The organism is Idiomarina solivarensis (genome assembly GCF_033052755.1).
Classification (GTDB): domain Bacteria; phylum Pseudomonadota; class Gammaproteobacteria; order Enterobacterales; family Alteromonadaceae; genus Idiomarina.
Map to the genome: position 1 here is coordinate 148,919 of NZ_JAVFHZ010000002.1, position 17,349 is coordinate 166,267.

Below are 17,349 nucleotides of genomic sequence, written 5' to 3' on the forward strand. Positions count from 1 at the left end.
TTTAAGTCAGTTTTGAGCGGCTTCGCTACTCTAGTGAAAGTTAATTATCCGATAAAGAATCCCGAATGTCAGCCGATGATCTCATTATTCCTGTGTAAGATGATCAGATGTCGCTTGTCAGAGCGACACTATTGTTTAAGAATGAGCACAGCAACAAAAGCGAATACGTAAATTGGGGAGGAAAGCTGAGTGGATATAGCAACGCTCATAGGAATTATAGGCGCTATCGGCTTTGTCGTTGTTGCCATGATTCTGGGGGGTGATATTGGGCTATTTATGGATACCCAGTCATTCTTTATCGTATTCGGTGGATCATTATTTATAACCTTAGCAAACTTTTCTTTAAGTCAGTTTCTGGGTACCGGGAAAGTTGTCGTTAAGGCCTTTTTCTTTAAAATTGAACACCCACAAGAACTTATTGATACAGCCGTTGAAATGGGCGACGCTGCGCGAAAAGGCGGGTTTCTCGCCCTTGAAGAAGCAGAAATTCCAAATAAGTTCTTTCGCAAGGGTGTTGATATGCTTGTCGATGGACACGATGCTGAGGTTGTTCGTCAGACGCTATCGAAAGACATCAAAATGAGCTTTTCCCGCCATGAAGAGGGTGCCCGCGTATTCAAAGTACTGAGCGACGTAGCCCCGGCTATGGGTATGATTGGTACCTTGATTGGTCTGGTCGCCATGTTATCGAACATGGACGATCCGAAAGCGATTGGTCCAGCCATGGCGGTTGCGTTGTTAACGACGCTTTATGGTGCCTTTCTGGCCAACGTCATTGCGATTCCTATCGCGAACAAACTGCTCTTGCGTGCTGAGCAGGAAAAACTGAACCAGCAATTGATACTGGATGCCATTTTAGGTATTCAGGACGGTCAAAACCCCCGTGTAATAGAAGGTATTCTCAGGAACTATCTGGCTGAATCCAAACGTATTGGTAACGAGGATGAGGGCGAGTAGTCATGGCCTCTGAGAAAGTGAGAGACGAAGAAGAAGATTGCAACTGCCCGCCGGCAGGGCTGCCCATGTGGATGGCAACCTTTGCCGATCTCATGACATTGTTAATGTGCTTCTTCGTACTGCTGCTGGCTTTCTCCGAAATGGACGTACTGAAGTTTAAACAAATTGCCGGTTCCATGAAGTACGCGCTCGGCGTACAGAATAAAATTGAAGTCAAAGACATTCCTAAAGGCACCAGTGTTATTGCACAGGAGTTCCGACCCGGGCGCCCGGAGCCTACCCCCATTGAGACGATTCAGCAGCAAACAGTTGAAATGACACAGCAAATGCTCGAGTTCCAGGAAGGGGAGTCGGATTTTGCTGGCGGTCAACAAACTGAACGCGGTGGCAAGGAATCGGAGAGTGAGCAGGATAAAGAAGAAGCGAAGTCCGAAAATACTGAAGCCATGACGAAAGTATCAAAAGAGCTGATGCGTCGAATTGAACAGCAACTGGAAAATGAGATTAAAGCGGGCACCATTGAGCTGGAACAGCATGGACAGCAAATTATTATTCGCATACGCGAGCAAGGCTCTTTCCCCGAAGGCTCGGCATTTTTGCAGCCGCAGTTCCGTCCAATTATTCAGGAAGTTGCAGGGGCATTAAAAGATATTCCCGGCGAAATTACTGTGTCGGGTCATAGTGATAACGAACGTCTGGTTTCTGAAATTTACTCTTCACGCTGGGATCTTTCCAGTAAACGAGCGGTCGCTGTTGCGGAAGAAATGCTGAAAGTTGAAGGTTTCAGCGAAGATCGTATGGTTGTCATGGGCTATTCGGATACCAAGCCTCTGGTTCCTAATAACTCAGAGGAAAATCGCAAGCGTAACCGGCGTGTTGAAATATCTATTATGCAGGGTAAAGCCGCAGAGTCCGATCCGGTTGATGTGATCGACTGAACGCTGGTTTCTGTCAGGCAGGACACGTATAATTGTGCACTTTCCTAAAGAACTGACGATGTTGCTATGAAGTTTGTTGTCCGCCTGCACGCCGAAATTACCATTAAAAGCCGTTCTGTGCGTAAGCGTTACGGTAAAGTGTTAACCAATAACCTGCGCAAAATTTTGGCCCCGGTTGATAATTCCGTGCTAGTGAAGTGGCTATGGGATCGCATTGAAGTGTCTGCTGATGGCGACTCTCCCCAAGTGCGAAATGAAATTAATGACATTCTACAAAATACCCCCGGAATCTCCTGGTTTGCTGAAGTTATTGAGCAACCATTAACCGATTTTGATGCTATTGCAGAATTGGTTGGCGAGCACTGGCTAGAGCGTTTGTCGGGAAAAAGCTTTGCGATGCGGGTTAAGCGCAAAGGCAACCATGACTTCACTTCTCAGCAACTTGAGCAATATATTGGTGGCTATTTGTTAGAGCGTGTTCCGGATGCGTCGGTCAATCTTTCTAAACCCGACGAAGACATCGCACTTCAAATTACCAATCAAGTCGTGCATTTAGTGGGCGAACGCGTTAATGGTCTTGGCGGATTTCCCATTCCTACCCAGGAAACGGTGCTGTCGTTATTGAGTGGTGGCTTTGACTCAGGGGTAGCCACCTATGAATTTATTCGTCGTGGTGCCCGCACGCATTTCTGCTTTTTTAACTTAGGTGGCGATGCTCACGAAGTAGCGGTACGGCAAATCGCGTATTATCTTTGGAAGCGCTATAGTGCGTCACACCCCATTAAGTTCATTAGTGTCGACTTTGCCCCAATTGTTGATGACATTCTGACCCATGTGGATAACGGCCAAATGGGGGTGGTATTAAAACGCCAAATGCTAAGAGCAGCCGACAAAGTGGCCCGCTATGTGAAGGCTCAGGCGCTTGTGACCGGCGAAGCCATGGGGCAGGTGTCGAGTCAGACCCTCTCTAATTTACGCGTTATTGACCAGGCAACGTCGGCGTTAGTGTTGCGACCGCTGATAACCAAAGACAAACAAGAAATTGTGGATGAAGCCAAGCGCATCGGCACCGAGCCGCTGGCGAAATCTATTCCTGAATACTGCGGGGTTATTTCGAATAAGCCCACGGTCAAGGCCATTCCGGCGGTTATCGAAGCCGAAGAAGCGAAGCTTAATCAGGAATTGCTGGACCAGGTGGTTCGTGACTCGAACGTGCTCAGTATGCAGGATATTGCAACGCAAACGGAAGAAGAGTTGGCACTGCCGGAGACGACAACGGAACTGAAAGCAAATACTGCCATCATAGATATTCGCAACGATGACGAAATAGAGGATGCTCCGTTGTCGGTGGATGTTGAAGTGATTGAAATTCCGTTTTTCAAATTAGCGACTCAATTTGCTGAACTGGATCAAAATCGCGAATACTTGTTGTACTGTGATCAAGGTATTATGAGCAGGATGCAGGCGTTGTTATTGCACGAAAATGGCTACACCAACGTATCGGTCTATAAGCCTTAATTTAAAGAGATGTAAATTATGCTGGCAAGAGCCGTTTTTTTTGTTCTGTTGTCGATAACAACGTTTTTATTTTTGTGGCAGTTTCCCGCAACAGGAGCCCAGAGTGTTCCTTATTTGGATAAACTGGTTCACTTCGTTCTTTTCTTTCTTCTGGCGCTGACGTTTCATCGGGCTTTTGCTTTGTCAGCCGGTATTTCACTGTTGTTTTTGGTGGGATACGGACTCTTAATTGAGGTGGCGCAAACGTATGCGCCGGGTCGCGGCGCTGATGTTTATGACTGGATAGCCGATGCCAGTGGCGTCATCGCCTATTTTATCTGGCACCATATAAGAAAAAAGTCGCGTTAACGCGACTTTTTCTTTTTGTCCTTTTTCTTCTTGTCTTTTTTCTTAGAGCGCGATTTATCCGTCGACGGAAATTTATACTGAGGCTTTAAACCCTCAATGTTTCGTCTGTCGAGTTTGGCATCTAAATAGCGTTCAATTCGGCCCAGCAATAAGGCATCGTGTGCTTCGACTAAGGAAATGGCTATGCCTTTTTGCCCTGCTCGAGCAGTACGCCCAATTCGGTGCAGATAAACGTCGGCCTGTTTCGGTAAGTCGTAATTCACCACGACGGTAATATCGTCCACATCCAGGCCTCGTGCGGCAATATCAGTGGCAACTAGCGTTATGTCGGTGGTCTGCTTTAGCTCGTTCATAATGCGCTGTCGGTCACTCTGCGGCATATCACCCCGTAGCGTCACAATTTTGCGGGCGGTACCGAACTGACTGCGTAAGAAATTGGCAATGAGTTCCACACGCTCACGAGTTCGGACAAACACAAACTGACGGCCAGGGTGCTCTTTAAGCGTACTCATTAAAAGCTGGCGCTTATGTTCGTCAGTATCGGCCAAATGCACCCATTGAAGAATTTTGCCGCGTTCACGCTTTGGTGGTTGTACGTCAATGTATTCCGGTTCGGTGAGTAGCTCCCGTGAAAACTTAATAACACCAGAACTGTTGAGCGTTGCCGATAGCAAGAGCGATTGTTTACGGTGACGCGCTTGCAGGGCCATTTCTTTTACTGTTGCTGCAAAGCCCATATCTAACATACGGTCGGCTTCATCAATAATGAGCCACTCTATGCCTTCCAGGTTGTACTGTTCTGCTTCCAGTAAGTCCATGAGGCGACCGGGTGTGGCAACCAGAATGTCGTGTGTTTTTTCCAGCAGTGATAGCTGCGAGCCGTAGTTAATACCGCCGGTCACTACCACAGAAGACAACCCTGTTTTATTTTCAAATAGGCTTGCCTGCTGGTGGATTTGCTCAGCGAGCTCACGCGTTGGAGCCAGTATTAAAATGCGTGCCGGGCCCGGTTGTTGACGCGGAAAGTCCAGCAAGTGCTGCAGAGCGGGCAGCAAAAAGGCTAATGTTTTACCGGTGCCGGTGGGTGCACTAATGAGTAAGTCACGGCCATCGAGAGCCGCAGGAATACTCTGTTGTTGCACTTTTGCTGGCTTGTTGAGTTCAGCCTCTCGCAGAACAGCAATTAAGCGGTCGTCGAGATCAAACTCTTCCCAATCTGGGGTCATGTTGTTTTCCTTGAAGTCATCTTGTCTACCGTTAACGTAGCAATAGTAAAGCTGAGTTGGTCGTTTGTAACAAACTGGTTGTGGTGCTGCCAACTAAAAACTGGCGAATACGCGAATGCCCATAGGCACCCATGACCAGAATGTCGATATTATGTTCTTTTTGATAAGCGTGAAGCGCTGGCTCAACGTCACCAGAACGTATTTCAAAGCGTACGTCATGCCCCAGTTCATTCAGGTGGTTTGCAGCGGCTTCAATCGAGGCACGGCTGTCGTGTGTGTCTGCGCCAACCATGACCAGGTGCAAAGGCAACCCTCTAAAAATTGGACTTTCGGCCAACAGCCGAATGCCTTTACGGGAAGAGTCGCTCCCGTCGAACGCCAGCATGGCGCTCTTAGGTTCTGTGAATTCTTCCGGGGCAACCAGAATAGGGCGGTGCATGGTTCTGACAACGGTTTCTAACTGGCTACCGACTCTGCTTGTACGAGTGGTGTCTTCACCGTGCAAACCCATCACAAGCAGTCGCATTGAGTCTTCAATTTCTTGTAGTGAGTCGGCTAAGTCACCATGGCGTTGACGCAAGTTAACCTCTTCTACGCCGTCTTTCAGGGCCCGGGCTTTTGCACTTTCCAGCATATGGTGGCCTTGTTCTAATGCCAACTTGCTGCGTTTTTGATCCAATTCCGCCAGTTGCTCCAGCAACGCTTCGCGACTGCCCAGGCCGATGTTACCGGTCATATCCGGTTCGGTTGGGTAGCGTGCTTCATCCAGCACATGAAAAAGCGTTAAGGGGGTTTCTAAGCGCAACGCAGCCCAGCTGGCGTAATCGCAGACAGACTGAGTTGACGCGGAACCATCAATACAAGCAACAACGTGTTTCATTATTGAATCCTTTTCCATTAGTGACCATCCATCAGTTTATCAACCGCGGCAGGCTTGTCGTGAACACCAAAGCGATCAACGATAGTGGCACTGGCTTCATTCAGCCCAATCACTTCGACTTCCGCACCTTCCCTACGGAATTTCACCACGGCACGGTCAAGCGCATCAACCGCGGTAATATCCCAGAAGTGGGCATGACTTAAGTCAATAACAACCTGTTCAACACCTTCTTTGAAATCAAATGCTGCCAGGAACTTTTCAGATGAACTGAAAAATACCTGCCCAACCACACGATAGGTGCGTTTCATACCGTTAGCATCAATGTTCGAGTTAATGTACAGATAATGCCCTATTTTGTTGGCAAAGAACATGGCAGCCAAAAGCACACCAACCAGCACGCCATAGGCTAGGTTATGCGTAGCTACCACCACTGCAACCGTGGAGACCATAACAATATTAGTGGACAGCGGGTGTTTTTTTAAGTCGCGAATAGAACTCCAACTAAAGGTACCGATAGAGACCATGATCATGACAGCGACTAACGCGGCCATTGGAATTTTTACCAGTAAGTTGTCGAGAACCAAAACCATAACCAACAGAAATAAACCGGCCACAAGTGTTGAAAGTCGCGTCCGGCCACCCGATTTCACGTTAATAATGGACTGACCTATCATCGCGCAACCGGCCATGCCACCTAACAAACCCGCGCCAATATTGGCAACGCCCTGACCTTTACATTCGCGGTTTTTGTCGCTGGGGGTATCGGTTAAATCGTCAACAATAGTGGCGGTCATCAGAGACTCGAGCATGCCCACAACGGCGAGAGCTGCTGAGTAGGGGAAAATAATAGCTAACGTTTCAAAATTGAGCGGAACGTCAGGCCAAAGAAAAACGGGCAAAGTGTCAGGCAGTTCACCCATGTCACCCACGGTGCGAATATCCAGTCCTAAAAACACAGCGACTATCGTTAGCGACACAATGCACACCAGTGGTGACGGCAGTATCTTTCCGATAACAGGTATATACGGGAAGCCGTAGATAATAGCTAACCCGGCTGCGGTCATGGCATACACATGCCAGGTCACGTTCGTTAATTCGGGGAGCTGTGCCATAAAAATGAGAATGGCTAACGCATTAACGAACCCGGTCACAACGGAACGGGAGACAAAACGCATGAGCTCACCCAGCTTGAGGTAACCCGCGATGATTTGCAGCACTCCGGTCAGTAACGTTGCCGCCAGCAAGTACTGAAGTCCGTGATCTTTAACCAGCGTGACCATCAGTAGCGCCATGGCCCCGGTTGCGGCGGAGATCATGCCTGGGCGTCCACCGGTAAATGCAATGACTACTGCAATGCAGAAAGAAGCATATAAGCCGATTTTTGGATCGACGCCGGCAATAATAGAAAATGCGATTGCTTCCGGGATAAGCGCTAGCGCGACAACAATACCCGATAACAAATCACCACGTATATTAGAAAACCAGTTCTGCTGGATAGACTTCAACATAGTTAAATGACACCAAATTTTAGATAACAACAACGAATATAATTGGCCGGAATGGCCAGAAAAGCAGTGAACAGCCTACTGCGCACCTGTGACAGGAAAGTGACGGCTAGGGTGGCGTAATACGCGTCAGCACGTAGGTGGCTCCTTATGGTTTGCGGCTGGTCAAAAAAAGAGCGCGAATTCTAGCATAAAACCAGCCGACTACAAGGGCTTTCCACATCGGCGTAGCCTGACATTTATGTCAGGTCAGATATCGCAATTGACATAAATGTCAGGCTACGACATATCAGACACGATGCTTTTCCCGCGCTGGTAAAAAGCTAATAGCGACAGTGGATAATAGCAATAACAGCGTTGATATCATTAAGCAGGCCGCTAGCCCCCATTGTTGATAGACCCAGCCTGATAAAACAGTACCCATTAAGCGACCGGCGGCGTTGGCCATATAATAAAAGCCCACATCCAGAGAAACGCCATCGGCGCGCGAGTAGGCCACGATTAAATAGCTGTGCAACGAGGAGTTAATGGCGAACAAAATACCGAACAGGCCTAAACCAATCATAATACTCAGAGCTACCGGCAAGCTTTGCCATAAGGCCAGTGTCAGCGCTAACGGACTGAGCATTAGTAATGCATTCCAGACAATGGCCTGGGTTTTAGGTACGTCATTACGACTTTGGGTAAAGCTTGGTGCAATGCTCTGTACAAAGCCATAGCCAATGACCCAAAGTGCGAGAAAACTACCAACCTGCCAATGACTCCAGTTAAGCTGACTGGCAAGAAACACCGGCAGCCCAACCACAAACCACACATCGCGGGCGCCGAAGAGCAGAAACCGCGCCGCTGATAGAATATTAATCGGCCGGCTTTTGGATAAAATGTCTTTAAATTTGGGCTTGAATTTGGCCTTGCCAGACTCCTTTTTCAGGAAAATGAGACTGCCTGTCCAGACGACAGCCAGCATTATTGCCATAGCCAGTACCGCACCCTGGAACCCAATGACGGTTAACAGTAAGCCCCCCAGGAAAAAGCCAACACCTTTTAAAGTATTTTTAGAGCCGGTCAGTATAGCGACCCACTTATACAACTGATCTTGTTTGTTATCGGGCACCAAGAGTTTGATGGTACTTTTGGCGCTCATTTTATTTAAGTCTTTGGCAATGCCAGAGAGCGCCTGAGCTGCCATCACCCAAATAACCGTTAACATTGAACTGGGGACCAATAGCATGGCAAGTGCCACAATCTGTACTCCCAGCCCAATGTTCATGGTTCGGTTGAGCCCCCAACGAGCACCCAGCCAGCCACCGAACAGGTTGGTTACCACGCCAAAGAACTCGTAGAACAGAAACAGCATGGCCACTTCCAGCGCACTGTAACCCAACTGGTGGAAGTGCAGAACCACCAGCATGCGCAGCGCGCCGTCAGTCAGCGTAAAAGCCCAGTAGTTACCTGTAACAATTAAATACTGACGGATGGCAGGAGACAGCTGACTGAGCATTAGCCGACCTTAGCAACCAGTTCTACAGCGCGGTTTGCATAGCCCCATTCGTTGTCATACCAGGCGTAAATTTTAACGTGTGTGCCATTAATGACTTTGGTGGATAGCGCATCGACAATACTGGAACGTGGGTCGGTTTTATAATCAATGGATACTAGCGGGCGTTCTTCGTAGCCGAGAATGTTTTTCAATTCACCTTCAGCGGCTTCTTTCATCCAGCCGTTGATTTCTTCAACTGAGGTGGCTTTTTCCACTTCAAAAACACAGTCGGTTAACGATGCGTTGGCTAAAGGAACTCGTACCGCATGACCGTCAATTTTGTCCTTAAGCTCCGGGAAAATCTCGACAATAGCAGTGGCCGAGCCGGTAGATGTAGGAATCAGGCTCATACCGCAAGCGCGGGCGCGACGTAAGTCTTTGTGCGGCGCGTCCAGAATGGTCTGCGTATTGGTTAAATCGTGAATGGTGGTAATAGACGCGTGTTTAATGCCTATTTTGTCCTGCAGTACTTTAACCACAGGCGCCAGACAGTTGGTGGTACAGGACGCAGCTGTAACTATCTGATGCTTTTCCGGGTCATAAAGATGATCATTAACGCCCATGACAATATTCAAAGCGCCGGGCTCTTTAACCGGAGCTGATACGACAACTCGCTCAACGCCCTGTGACAGATAGTCGTTAAGAACTTTTACGGTTTTCATTTTGCCCGACGCTTCCAGTACTACATCGCAGCCACTCCAGTCGTTGTCGGCGATGGTTTTGTGTTGGGTGAACGCAATGCGCTCATCTCCAATCTGAATGGCGTCGCTTAGGCCTTCGGCTTCATAACCCCAGCGGCCATGCACGGAGTCAAAATTCATTAAGTGCGCAAAAGTCGCAGCGTCAGCACCCGGGTCATTCACCTGAACAACTTCCAGTTCAGGATTCTTCCACGCTACGCGCAAGGCAAGGCGACCAATACGACCTAAACCGTTAATTCCAACTTTAATCGTCATAATATTAACTCCTACTAAATGTAAGCATTCGTATCTCACCTGACGCTATTGCGTCAGGTTGATGCAAACCAATGCTTGGTTCTATTTGCGAACCAAACTAAAGACAACATCACCGGCACTTCAACCAATACCCCAACCACCGTGGCAAGCGCAGCCCCCGATTGCAAACCGAACAAACTGATAGCCACTGCAACCGCCAGCTCAAAAAAGTTAGAGGTACCAATAAGGCACGCTGGTGCTGCAATGCGATGTGGTAATTTAATCAGTAAAGCAATAATAAACGTGATAGCAAAAATACCGTAGGTCTGAAGCAATAGCGGGGTGGCTATCATGGCAATATCCAATGGCCGGGTTAGTAAGACTTCTGCCTGAAAGCCAAACAGCAATACCACGGTCATTAGTAACCCCACAATTGACCAGGGTTTCATTGTCTGGTCAAAGTGAGCCAGCGATTTTTCACTATCTTCAGTAGAACGCGTAATACGTTGACGCGTTATAAACCCGGCAATCAGCGGGGCGATAACGTAAAGTCCTACGCTTAACAGCAAGGTTTGCCAGGGGACAATAATGTCAGTAACGCCTAATAGAAGGGCCGCAATAGGCGCGAAAGCGAAAATCATAATGATGTCATTAACGGACACTTGTACCAGGGTGTAGTTAGCATCACCTTTGGTCAGCTGACTCCAAATGAACACCATGGCAGTGCAGGGAGCGACCCCCAGTAAGATAACACCGGCAAGGTACTGGTTAGCGGTTTCCGGTTGAATAAAGTCGGCAAATATCCCTTTGAAAAATAGCCAGCCAATAAAGGCCATCGTAAAAGGCTTAACGAGCCAGTTAATAACAAGGGTCAGAATTAATCCTTTCGGCTCTTTAGTGATTTGTTTAATGGAACCAAAGTTAACCTGAACCATAACCGGGTAAATCATTAACCAAATTAATACGGCGATAACCAAGTTCACCTGAGCGAACTCTATGGCTGAAAGCCACTGAAAAATGGATGGGAAAAATTTACCCAAAGCGGTGCCGGTAATAATTGCTAAGGCAACCCAGGCGGAAAGGAAGCGTTCAAACACACCCATTTTCGATATCCTTAATCAGCTGTGGATTGTACTCTGCGGTCGTAATAATCACTTTTCGCATCCAGTCAGGCAGCGCACTGTTTAGCTGGTAATACACCCAACGTTGATCTTTGCGGTCAGTGAGTAGCCCATATTCGCGTAGTTGGGCCAGATGACGTGAAACCTTAGGTTGTGACATGCCGGTCGCATCCACAAATTCGCAGACGCACAACTCTTTATGCTTAGCCAGCAGGCTTATCATGGTTAAACGTAGCGGGTCGGCCATGATTTTGAAAAAGCCTTCCGGAGCATTGAATAAATGAGGCATCTGACTGTCTTTGTTTTTGCGCAGAATCAATAAAAACATTTTAATCCGCTCACTCAGTTCATGAGCGGTTTTTTTTAAGGCGTTGGGCTTATTGCTGCCGGAGGGATCAGGAAAGTCCCAGGCAATAAAGTGATTATTTTTGTACTGAAGCTGGCACTCAGAGCGAGCGCGGTCGCATAAGCTAATCACGTAATCGAATTCTGAAATGCTTAAATCCGAGACCGCTTTTGAACGCAAACCATCTGTACTTACACCAAGCGTATTCAGCGCCTCAATAGCTTCCGGTTTAGGTTCGGTGGGTTCAGTGCCGGCACTGTAGACGTCTAATTCGTCGTTGCCAAACTGACGCAAAATGGCTTCCGCCATTAACGATCGAGCAGAGTTTGCAGTGCATAAAAATAGGACTTTTGTGCTCATGGGAGACACCATATATTCGATATTCCATATATATGGTAATCCGAATATATAGTGATTGCAACAGGTTAAGGACTGAACCAAGAGCGCTGAGGTTACAGGAACCGTCGGACGCGCTCCTGTTTCAGCTCCTAACCTGATATCAATCCTAGGTTGGGCAGATAGGGTAGGTCGCTCAGTTGTGAGCGTTATGAATGTTGGGCCCCCTGTGGCGGAGTGTCGAAGGCCATGGATGGCCTTCGTCAAGCGTTCATGGATGAACTCGTAGCGTCTCCGTCACAGGGGGCCCAATGTTCAAGCGAAGCAAGTGACAACCTGGCCCTACAGCCCCAATACGTCTTTGCCTTGCTCAAAGGTAACGTCTACGGGGATGCCGGCGTCTGCTAATTCATCCAGGTCGGCTTTTAACTGTGGGCTGACAACACCCAGAGTCGCAACCAGTTCAGCTACACCGTTGTAATCGCCGTCACCTTGCAGGGTCAGGATCTTTTTCGACAAGCTGTTCATAGCTTCGCGCATTTTTTCCATGTTTATAGCGTATTGACCGCTGGCATTACGCTTAAAGGCGCCTGCGTCAGCAAAGTAGTTAAAACGAATCATGTTCGCTTTGCCGTGTGCACTGGAGGCACCAAAACGAACGGAACGGAAGATACTGGCCATAAACGTGGTGTAATAGTCTTCCAGTTCGCCTTCGTCTAAAACGCCTTGCTCAAACAGTTGGGTAACCATGTAGAGCCCAAGAATGTCGGCTTTGCCTTCCTCTAAAGCAGAAGCGTGTTCCTTTAAGGCTTCGCGAACCGTGCCCTTGTTATTCAGGGTGTTTTTAATGCCCAGACCGTGAGCCACTTCGTGGAACATGGTATTGGCAAAAAAGGCGTTAAAGGTAATGTCGTCACGTTGCTCCGGAACAATCAACTTCTCTGCAATAGGCACCAGAATTTTATCGAACTTAGCGCGCATTGCGTTTTTCAACTGCAAGCGACGTGTCCCTTTTTCTAATTGCACTTCTTCGTCGTTCGGCAGGTTAATGGCGATTGTTTTGCTGCCTGCGTTTGAGTGGCCTGCGTAGTAGATTGCATCGTAGGCGTTCAGCTGGGCGTTAGCCCCCGGCATTTCTGCTTTGTAGGCTGGTTCAACGGGCAAGCCCTTCTGCAGTTGAGGTAAATACTGAGCGTATTTAGCCAGGCGCTCACTCCATGCTTTATCTTTTATCAAAACGTAGGACTCGAAGGCCGCCTTATAGCCAAACAAATGATCTTCATAGTTTTCAATAGGCCCGATAACAACATCGACGTCATTATTTTTCATTTCCATCCAGGCCATGTCTGACGGTTGGTATTCATTGCTTAAAAACGCATCAGCACGCAAACGTAAATACTCAGCGAATTGCTTATTCTCTGCTAAATCAGCAGCCTGACGAAGTAAATTAGCCGCTTCGGTCAGAGGCTCTTTGAAGGCTTCTGAATAAGGCACCGTAATGAGTTCACCTTTTTCATTGCGGCGAATAAGCGTGTAAAGACTGGTCTTATTCGCTAGCTCGGCGTTTTCGAACTCAACTTTTGTCATGTCCGTAGGATAAAAGTTGGCACCTTCCGGTTTCTCTTCAAAGCCCGTTAAAAAAGGCTGGTTATTATTCAAACGATCCCATGGGCCGTAGTTTATCGCGGTAAATTCCTGAACATTACCCTCAACATTGCTTAACAGTTTCTCCTTGTTGCCCGGAAAAGCCTGTTTCCAGAATAGGTTGTCCATAATTTTAGAGGCGTCTATTAATAAGCTGACCATCTTTTTCTGGTCGCTCGATAAATGCGACAAGTCTGCATCCAGTTGATAAGGTGTGTAGATATCTAAACGATCTTTGGCACCGTCTACCAGCTCGTAGCGATCGACGGCTACATCAGGAGATGTCTGTGGTTCATTGCAACCAAACAGAATAAGAGTCAACGGCGCTATGCTAAGAAGAGTTTTTTTCATAATATGACTTTTGTAGAAATTGTGTTGTTTGAAAGTTCTGTTAATCTACTGCCTAGCTTTTAGAGAAGCAAGAAAACCATAATAATAATAAGGATCCCAAATGTCATCGCAAAATGCGTTACACCTTCTCATTGATGAACGGCTAAAACGTGATGAGTTGAAACTGCCCAGTTTACCTAAAACGGCAGAGCAGGTTCGTAATGCGACAATGGATCCCGACTGTAACTTGCACGACCTAAGCCACATTATTCAGCAGGATACTGTGCTCACGGCACGGCTTATCCGGCTGGCTAACAGCGCGTATTTAGGCGGGCGCAGTAAAGCCGAAAGTTTGATGCAGGCATTAACCCGTATTGGTATGCGCCGCATAAGAACATTAGCGCTGGCTATGGCTATGGAGCAGGTGTTTAATCCCAGCAACGACATTATACGAATGTTTTCCGAACAGTTTATTACGGAAAGCCGGCAAATTGCAGCGGCGTCGGTTGTGATAACACAAGACCTGCAGCGTCGCGGAATTGGTCATCGTTTGCATCAGGATGTGTCGCTCTTAGCTGGCATGGTGTCGCGTATTGGCGTGGCACCAATTCTGAGTATGGCGAATGAGTTTGAGGACAGCTTTGCTAATCCGTCGTTTATTAACGAATGCATTACCCAGTTCAGCTCGGGCTTAGGCAGCAATATTCTGCGTTATTGGCAGTTCACCTCTAATTTAGTGCAAGTACCGCTGCACTTTTATACCGGTCGGATGGAATTAGATGATGCAATAACTGTGAATTATTGTGACATTGTGCATTTGGCCAGCTTATTAACCGGCAATGCCAAACCGAACAAAAACAGCGTGACTATTGTTGAGTATCAAATGCGGGGCGTGATTAAAACCGATGACTTTTGGCAGCAGGAATCCATTCAGGACGCCTACCACCAAATGTTGGAGCTATTGTCTTAGCCAAAGGCACGCTTCAAATCATCAAATAGCAGTCCGACTTCTGCGCTCACAAGAGCAAAGTCAGCATCAATTTTTTCTTCCGGGCTTGGGTCAACCAGGTCATCTTTGGTATCCAGCAGGCGATCAGTTGGTTTGACCCGCTTTAATGCCATGTCCGACTCTATAATAAACTCTAAGTTTTCCTGCCAGACCAGTCCCAGACGAGTGACTTGTTTGCCACCGGATAAATGGGCTTGAATATCTTCCCGGGTTAAATCTTCCTGCTTACAGCGAATGATGCCACCATCGGCTTGAGGCGAACGCAATTCCGCTTCATCGCCAAACTCAAAAGGCTGGGGTAAATCGGTGCTTTGTAACCAATGTGTCAGGTAGGTTTCAACCGCATCGCTGGGGCTGACCGGACGTACCGGTAACGAACCCACGGATGAGCGTAACAGGCCTAAAAAGTCCTCGGCTTTATTCGCGGCCGATTCATCAATTGCAATAATTTGACGGTCGAGGTCAATGTAGCCCCAGCTCTGACGAAAACGACTGAATGCCTGTGGTAGCAACTGATGAATTAAATCTTCTTTTAGATTTTGCTTTTCTTTACGGGGTACCGAACGACCCTCTGCATCACTAATTTGGCGAACTTTTTCGTCCAGCTGCGCATTGACGACGGTACTGGGTAATACTTTTTCTTCGCGTTTTGCGCACAGCAGCCAGCAGTTGCTCAGACTGTGGGTAAGCACATCGTTATCTGCGCCAAAGGGCGAGCTCCAGCCAAAGGAGCTTTGATCTGAACGGGAACAGGGATGAAAGCTGTGCTCTGCTAATTGCTCAGAGAAATCATCAGGCAGTGAAAAGGTTTCGCTGAATTGATAAAACCGAAGATTTTTAAACCACATAGGTAAGCTGTTCCTGTCGCAACATAGAAAAATTTAGGGCTGGGATTGTATCCCGTTAGCGCGGAACTGTCAGTTAAAAAGCTCAGGGCTGTCAGTTAAAAAGCTCAGGGCTGTCAGTTTAAAACCTGTACAGGAAACGAAAAGAAGTAACTTAATCCCTCACCCGGTTCGCTCTCGGCCCGGATATCGCCCGACAAGGTCTGAGTCACCAAATTTCTGACAATATGAGTACCCAGGCCGCTACCGCCCTGATCGCGCTTGGTGGTGAAGAAGGGGTCAAACAATCGGTTGAGCTGCGATTCTGACAGACCGTTGCCATTGTCGGAGTAATGTACCTCAAGCGTTTCGCCGTCCAATTTGATAGAGATATTCATTACCCCTTGGCTAATACCGTCAAACGCATGTCTCAGTGAATTGAGAATCAAGTTGGTGAAAATTTGCGATAACGCTCCGGCCGGACAACGAATAAAAATATCATCAGCACATTCCAGGTTGACCTGATGATTGCTCTTTTTCAAATGTGGTTGCAACGACTGAATTAAATCTTCGATATAACTTTTGAGGTTAATGTCACGGATGGCATCCGATGCCTGGTCAACGGCCACTTGCTTAAAGCTGCTGATAAGATCCGAGGCGCGGTGCAAATTGTTGTCTAGTAAGTTAAGACTTTCTCGCCCTTCATCTATAAACTTCTTTAACTGTGCCTGTGTCAGCTCTTTATTCAGCAAAGACTGATCAAGCATATCGAGCTTTTCGCGTAAATAGGACGACGCGGTAACACTGATGCCAATGGGGGTGTTGACATCGTGGGTAATGCCAGCCACCAGGCCGCCTAAAGACGCCATTTTTTCTGACTCAATCAGTTGTTGCTGGGTTTCTCGCAAATGGTTAAGCGAGGACTCCAGCCGCTGATTTGACTGCCGCAAGGTGTTCTCGATAGAGCGGCGCTGGCCAACTTCTCGCTCCAGTTTTTCCTGGCGCATTTCCAGCTCGTTTTTACGCTGCTCAAGATCCAGCATGACCTGACTCAGGCGTGAGGTTTTGCGCGCCACTTCCTGTTCCAGTATGGCGTTCTGCTCATCCAGCTGACGGTTAGCCGCTTTTAGTTTCTTTTGCGTGCGATCCAGGTCGGCCTGATATTCCTCAATATTATCCAGCAGCTGATTGTAGGCTTGTTCCACAAGCACCAACTCATTGTTGTGCTGATCATTCAGGCGAATTCTGGAACGCTCAAGGTTATCCAGTCTAAAGCCTTTAATTTGTTGGGTCAGGTCATTTAAAGGACGACTTAACATGCGGTTAAAGGCAATGGTGAAAAGCACAATAAGAAAGGTGCTTTTAATAATCGCATTACCAATAATAAAGCCTAGGCTGACTTTGATGCGATCAATGGCGATGTCGCGGGTTGAGAACAGGCTGACGTCGCCGACTTTGGTTGAGTGTCCGGAAAATTCAAAGATTAATGAGTCGTAGTAACCAAAAATTCCTTTTCTTTCCGGTAAGAGCATCCCTTCACTGTTGTCATCGGGCAGGTCACTCATTTCGGTGGTTTCGCCTAACTGCACCAGTATGTTGCCCGCGTCGTCGCGGATAAGAACACCAGCAATGGCCGGTATGCTGATAAGTCCGTCGGCAATGGTGTCAATTTGATTGCTGTTGAATTCCCAGAGAGAGCGAGTTAGCGAGCCATTAAAGGTGCTTTGTTGGTTTTGCAGTTCGGCAATCAAAACCCGTTTGGTATCAAAGTATTCTGCTCCAATTTGTACCGCAGTGACAATCAGCGTTAGCACAAAGTAAACAGACAGTACCCGGGTCAGCAATGAGGATGAAATGCTTTTGATTGCCATAGACTAATGTCAACGAATTGA

Annotated in this window: 15 protein-coding genes; 5 read left to right on the forward strand and 10 right to left on the reverse strand. The window is 47.6% G+C overall.

All coding sequences use genetic code 11. The features are described from left to right. Positions 1 to 189: 189 nt before the first annotated feature. From pomA to RBK99_RS04715, 4 genes are all read left to right on the forward strand, one after another. Positions 190 to 957, forward strand: coding sequence for a flagellar motor protein PomA (gene pomA, locus RBK99_RS04700; protein ID WP_317503488.1), 768 nt, complete (start codon positions 190 to 192; stop codon positions 955 to 957). Between the two features lie 2 nt (positions 958 to 959). Continuing rightward, positions 960 to 1,895: a flagellar motor protein MotB gene (locus RBK99_RS04705; RefSeq protein ID WP_317503489.1), complete on the forward strand. Its 936-nt coding sequence runs from the start codon at positions 960 to 962 to the stop codon at positions 1,893 to 1,895. A 66-nt stretch (positions 1,896 to 1,961) separates the two neighbouring features. Continuing rightward, positions 1,962 to 3,413, forward strand: coding sequence for a tRNA uracil 4-sulfurtransferase ThiI (thiI, locus tag RBK99_RS04710; RefSeq protein WP_317503490.1), 1,452 nt, complete (start codon positions 1,962 to 1,964; stop codon positions 3,411 to 3,413). An 18-nt stretch (positions 3,414 to 3,431) separates the two neighbouring features. Next, entirely contained in the window at positions 3,432 to 3,761 is a 330-nt protein-coding gene (locus RBK99_RS04715) for a VanZ family protein (protein WP_317503491.1), read from the forward strand. On the opposite strand, the gene srmB is transcribed toward RBK99_RS04715, so the two are convergent. The 8 genes from srmB to RBK99_RS04755 form a co-directional block, all read right to left on the reverse strand. Beyond that, positions 3,758 to 4,987, reverse strand: coding sequence for an ATP-dependent RNA helicase SrmB (srmB, locus tag RBK99_RS04720; protein ID WP_317503492.1), 1,230 nt, complete (start codon positions 4,985 to 4,987; stop codon positions 3,758 to 3,760). The genes RBK99_RS04715 and srmB overlap by 4 nt on opposite strands. A gap of 31 nt (positions 4,988 to 5,018) precedes the next feature. Continuing rightward, a complete protein-coding gene (locus RBK99_RS04725; RefSeq protein WP_317503493.1) occupies positions 5,019 to 5,867 on the reverse strand; it encodes a universal stress protein in 849 nt (282 codons plus the stop codon). Between the two features lie 17 nt (positions 5,868 to 5,884). Continuing rightward, positions 5,885 to 7,375 (reverse strand): SulP family inorganic anion transporter, encoded by a 1,491-nt coding sequence (locus RBK99_RS04730; RefSeq protein WP_317503494.1) that lies wholly within the window; start codon positions 7,373 to 7,375, stop codon positions 5,885 to 5,887. 286 nt (positions 7,376 to 7,661) lie between these two features. Next, positions 7,662 to 8,873 (reverse strand): organoarsenical effux MFS transporter ArsJ, encoded by a 1,212-nt coding sequence (arsJ, locus tag RBK99_RS04735; protein ID WP_317503495.1) that lies wholly within the window; start codon positions 8,871 to 8,873, stop codon positions 7,662 to 7,664. Beyond that, the gene (locus RBK99_RS04740; RefSeq protein WP_317503496.1) at positions 8,873 to 9,868 is read right to left on the reverse strand and encodes an ArsJ-associated glyceraldehyde-3-phosphate dehydrogenase; all 996 of its coding nucleotides are present in this window, start codon (positions 9,866 to 9,868) and stop codon (positions 8,873 to 8,875) included. The genes arsJ and RBK99_RS04740 overlap by 1 nt, the downstream gene beginning before the upstream one ends. A 53-nt stretch (positions 9,869 to 9,921) precedes the next feature. After that, positions 9,922 to 10,950 (reverse strand): ACR3 family arsenite efflux transporter, encoded by a 1,029-nt coding sequence (arsB, locus tag RBK99_RS04745; RefSeq protein ID WP_317503497.1) that lies wholly within the window; start codon positions 10,948 to 10,950, stop codon positions 9,922 to 9,924. Beyond that, a complete protein-coding gene (locus tag RBK99_RS04750) occupies positions 10,937 to 11,674 on the reverse strand; it encodes a metalloregulator ArsR/SmtB family transcription factor (protein ID WP_317503498.1) in 738 nt (245 codons plus the stop codon). The genes arsB and RBK99_RS04750 overlap by 14 nt, the downstream gene beginning before the upstream one ends. Positions 11,675 to 11,992: 318 nt before the next feature. After that, on the reverse strand, positions 11,993 to 13,645 hold the full coding sequence (locus RBK99_RS04755) for a DUF8614 domain-containing protein (protein WP_317503499.1): 1,653 nt from the start codon (positions 13,643 to 13,645) through the stop codon (positions 11,993 to 11,995). Positions 13,646 to 13,745: 100 nt separating this feature from the next. Between RBK99_RS04755 and RBK99_RS04760 the strand changes: the two genes are divergently transcribed. Further along, the gene (locus RBK99_RS04760; protein ID WP_317503500.1) at positions 13,746 to 14,594 is read left to right on the forward strand and encodes an HDOD domain-containing protein; all 849 of its coding nucleotides are present in this window, start codon (positions 13,746 to 13,748) and stop codon (positions 14,592 to 14,594) included. On the opposite strand, the gene rdgC is transcribed toward RBK99_RS04760, so the two are convergent. Continuing rightward, positions 14,591 to 15,481, reverse strand: a complete 891-nt coding sequence (gene rdgC / locus RBK99_RS04765) for a recombination-associated protein RdgC (protein ID WP_317503501.1) — start codon at positions 15,479 to 15,481, stop codon at positions 14,591 to 14,593. The two genes, RBK99_RS04760 and rdgC, sit on opposite strands and share 4 nt — an antisense overlap. Positions 15,482 to 15,594: 113 nt before the next feature. Then, complete coding sequence (locus tag RBK99_RS04770; protein WP_317503502.1) at positions 15,595 to 17,328, reverse strand: sensor histidine kinase; 1,734 nt, start codon at positions 17,326 to 17,328, stop codon at positions 15,595 to 15,597. Between the last annotated feature and the right edge of the window lie 21 nt (positions 17,329 to 17,349).

What these genes read in the sequence shown, in the direction of transcription:
- RBK99_RS04705 (WP_317503489.1), top strand. Translation starts at nt 960, where the DNA reads ATGGCCTCTGAGAAAGTGAGAGACGAAGAAGAAGATTGCAACTGCCCG.
- thiI (WP_317503490.1), top strand. Translation starts at nt 1,962, where the DNA reads ATGAAGTTTGTTGTCCGCCTGCACGCCGAAATTACCATTAAAAGCCGT.
- RBK99_RS04715 (WP_317503491.1), top strand. Translation starts at nt 3,432, where the DNA reads ATGCTGGCAAGAGCCGTTTTTTTTGTTCTGTTGTCGATAACAACGTTT.
- srmB (WP_317503492.1), bottom strand. Translation starts at nt 4,987, where the DNA reads ATGACCCCAGATTGGGAAGAGTTTGATCTCGACGACCGCTTAATTGCT.
- RBK99_RS04725 (WP_317503493.1), bottom strand. Translation starts at nt 5,867, where the DNA reads ATGAAACACGTTGTTGCTTGTATTGATGGTTCCGCGTCAACTCAGTCT.
- RBK99_RS04730 (WP_317503494.1), bottom strand. Translation starts at nt 7,375, where the DNA reads ATGTTGAAGTCTATCCAGCAGAACTGGTTTTCTAATATACGTGGTGAT.
- arsJ (WP_317503495.1), bottom strand. Translation starts at nt 8,873, where the DNA reads ATGCTCAGTCAGCTGTCTCCTGCCATCCGTCAGTATTTAATTGTTACA.
- RBK99_RS04740 (WP_317503496.1), bottom strand. Translation starts at nt 9,868, where the DNA reads ATGACGATTAAAGTTGGAATTAACGGTTTAGGTCGTATTGGTCGCCTT.
- arsB (WP_317503497.1), bottom strand. Translation starts at nt 10,950, where the DNA reads ATGGGTGTGTTTGAACGCTTCCTTTCCGCCTGGGTTGCCTTAGCAATT.
- RBK99_RS04750 (WP_317503498.1), bottom strand. Translation starts at nt 11,674, where the DNA reads ATGAGCACAAAAGTCCTATTTTTATGCACTGCAAACTCTGCTCGATCG.
- RBK99_RS04755 (WP_317503499.1), bottom strand. Translation starts at nt 13,645, where the DNA reads ATGAAAAAAACTCTTCTTAGCATAGCGCCGTTGACTCTTATTCTGTTT.
- RBK99_RS04760 (WP_317503500.1), top strand. Translation starts at nt 13,746, where the DNA reads ATGTCATCGCAAAATGCGTTACACCTTCTCATTGATGAACGGCTAAAA.
- rdgC (WP_317503501.1), bottom strand. Translation starts at nt 15,481, where the DNA reads ATGTGGTTTAAAAATCTTCGGTTTTATCAATTCAGCGAAACCTTTTCA.
- RBK99_RS04770 (WP_317503502.1), bottom strand. Translation starts at nt 17,328, where the DNA reads ATGGCAATCAAAAGCATTTCATCCTCATTGCTGACCCGGGTACTGTCT.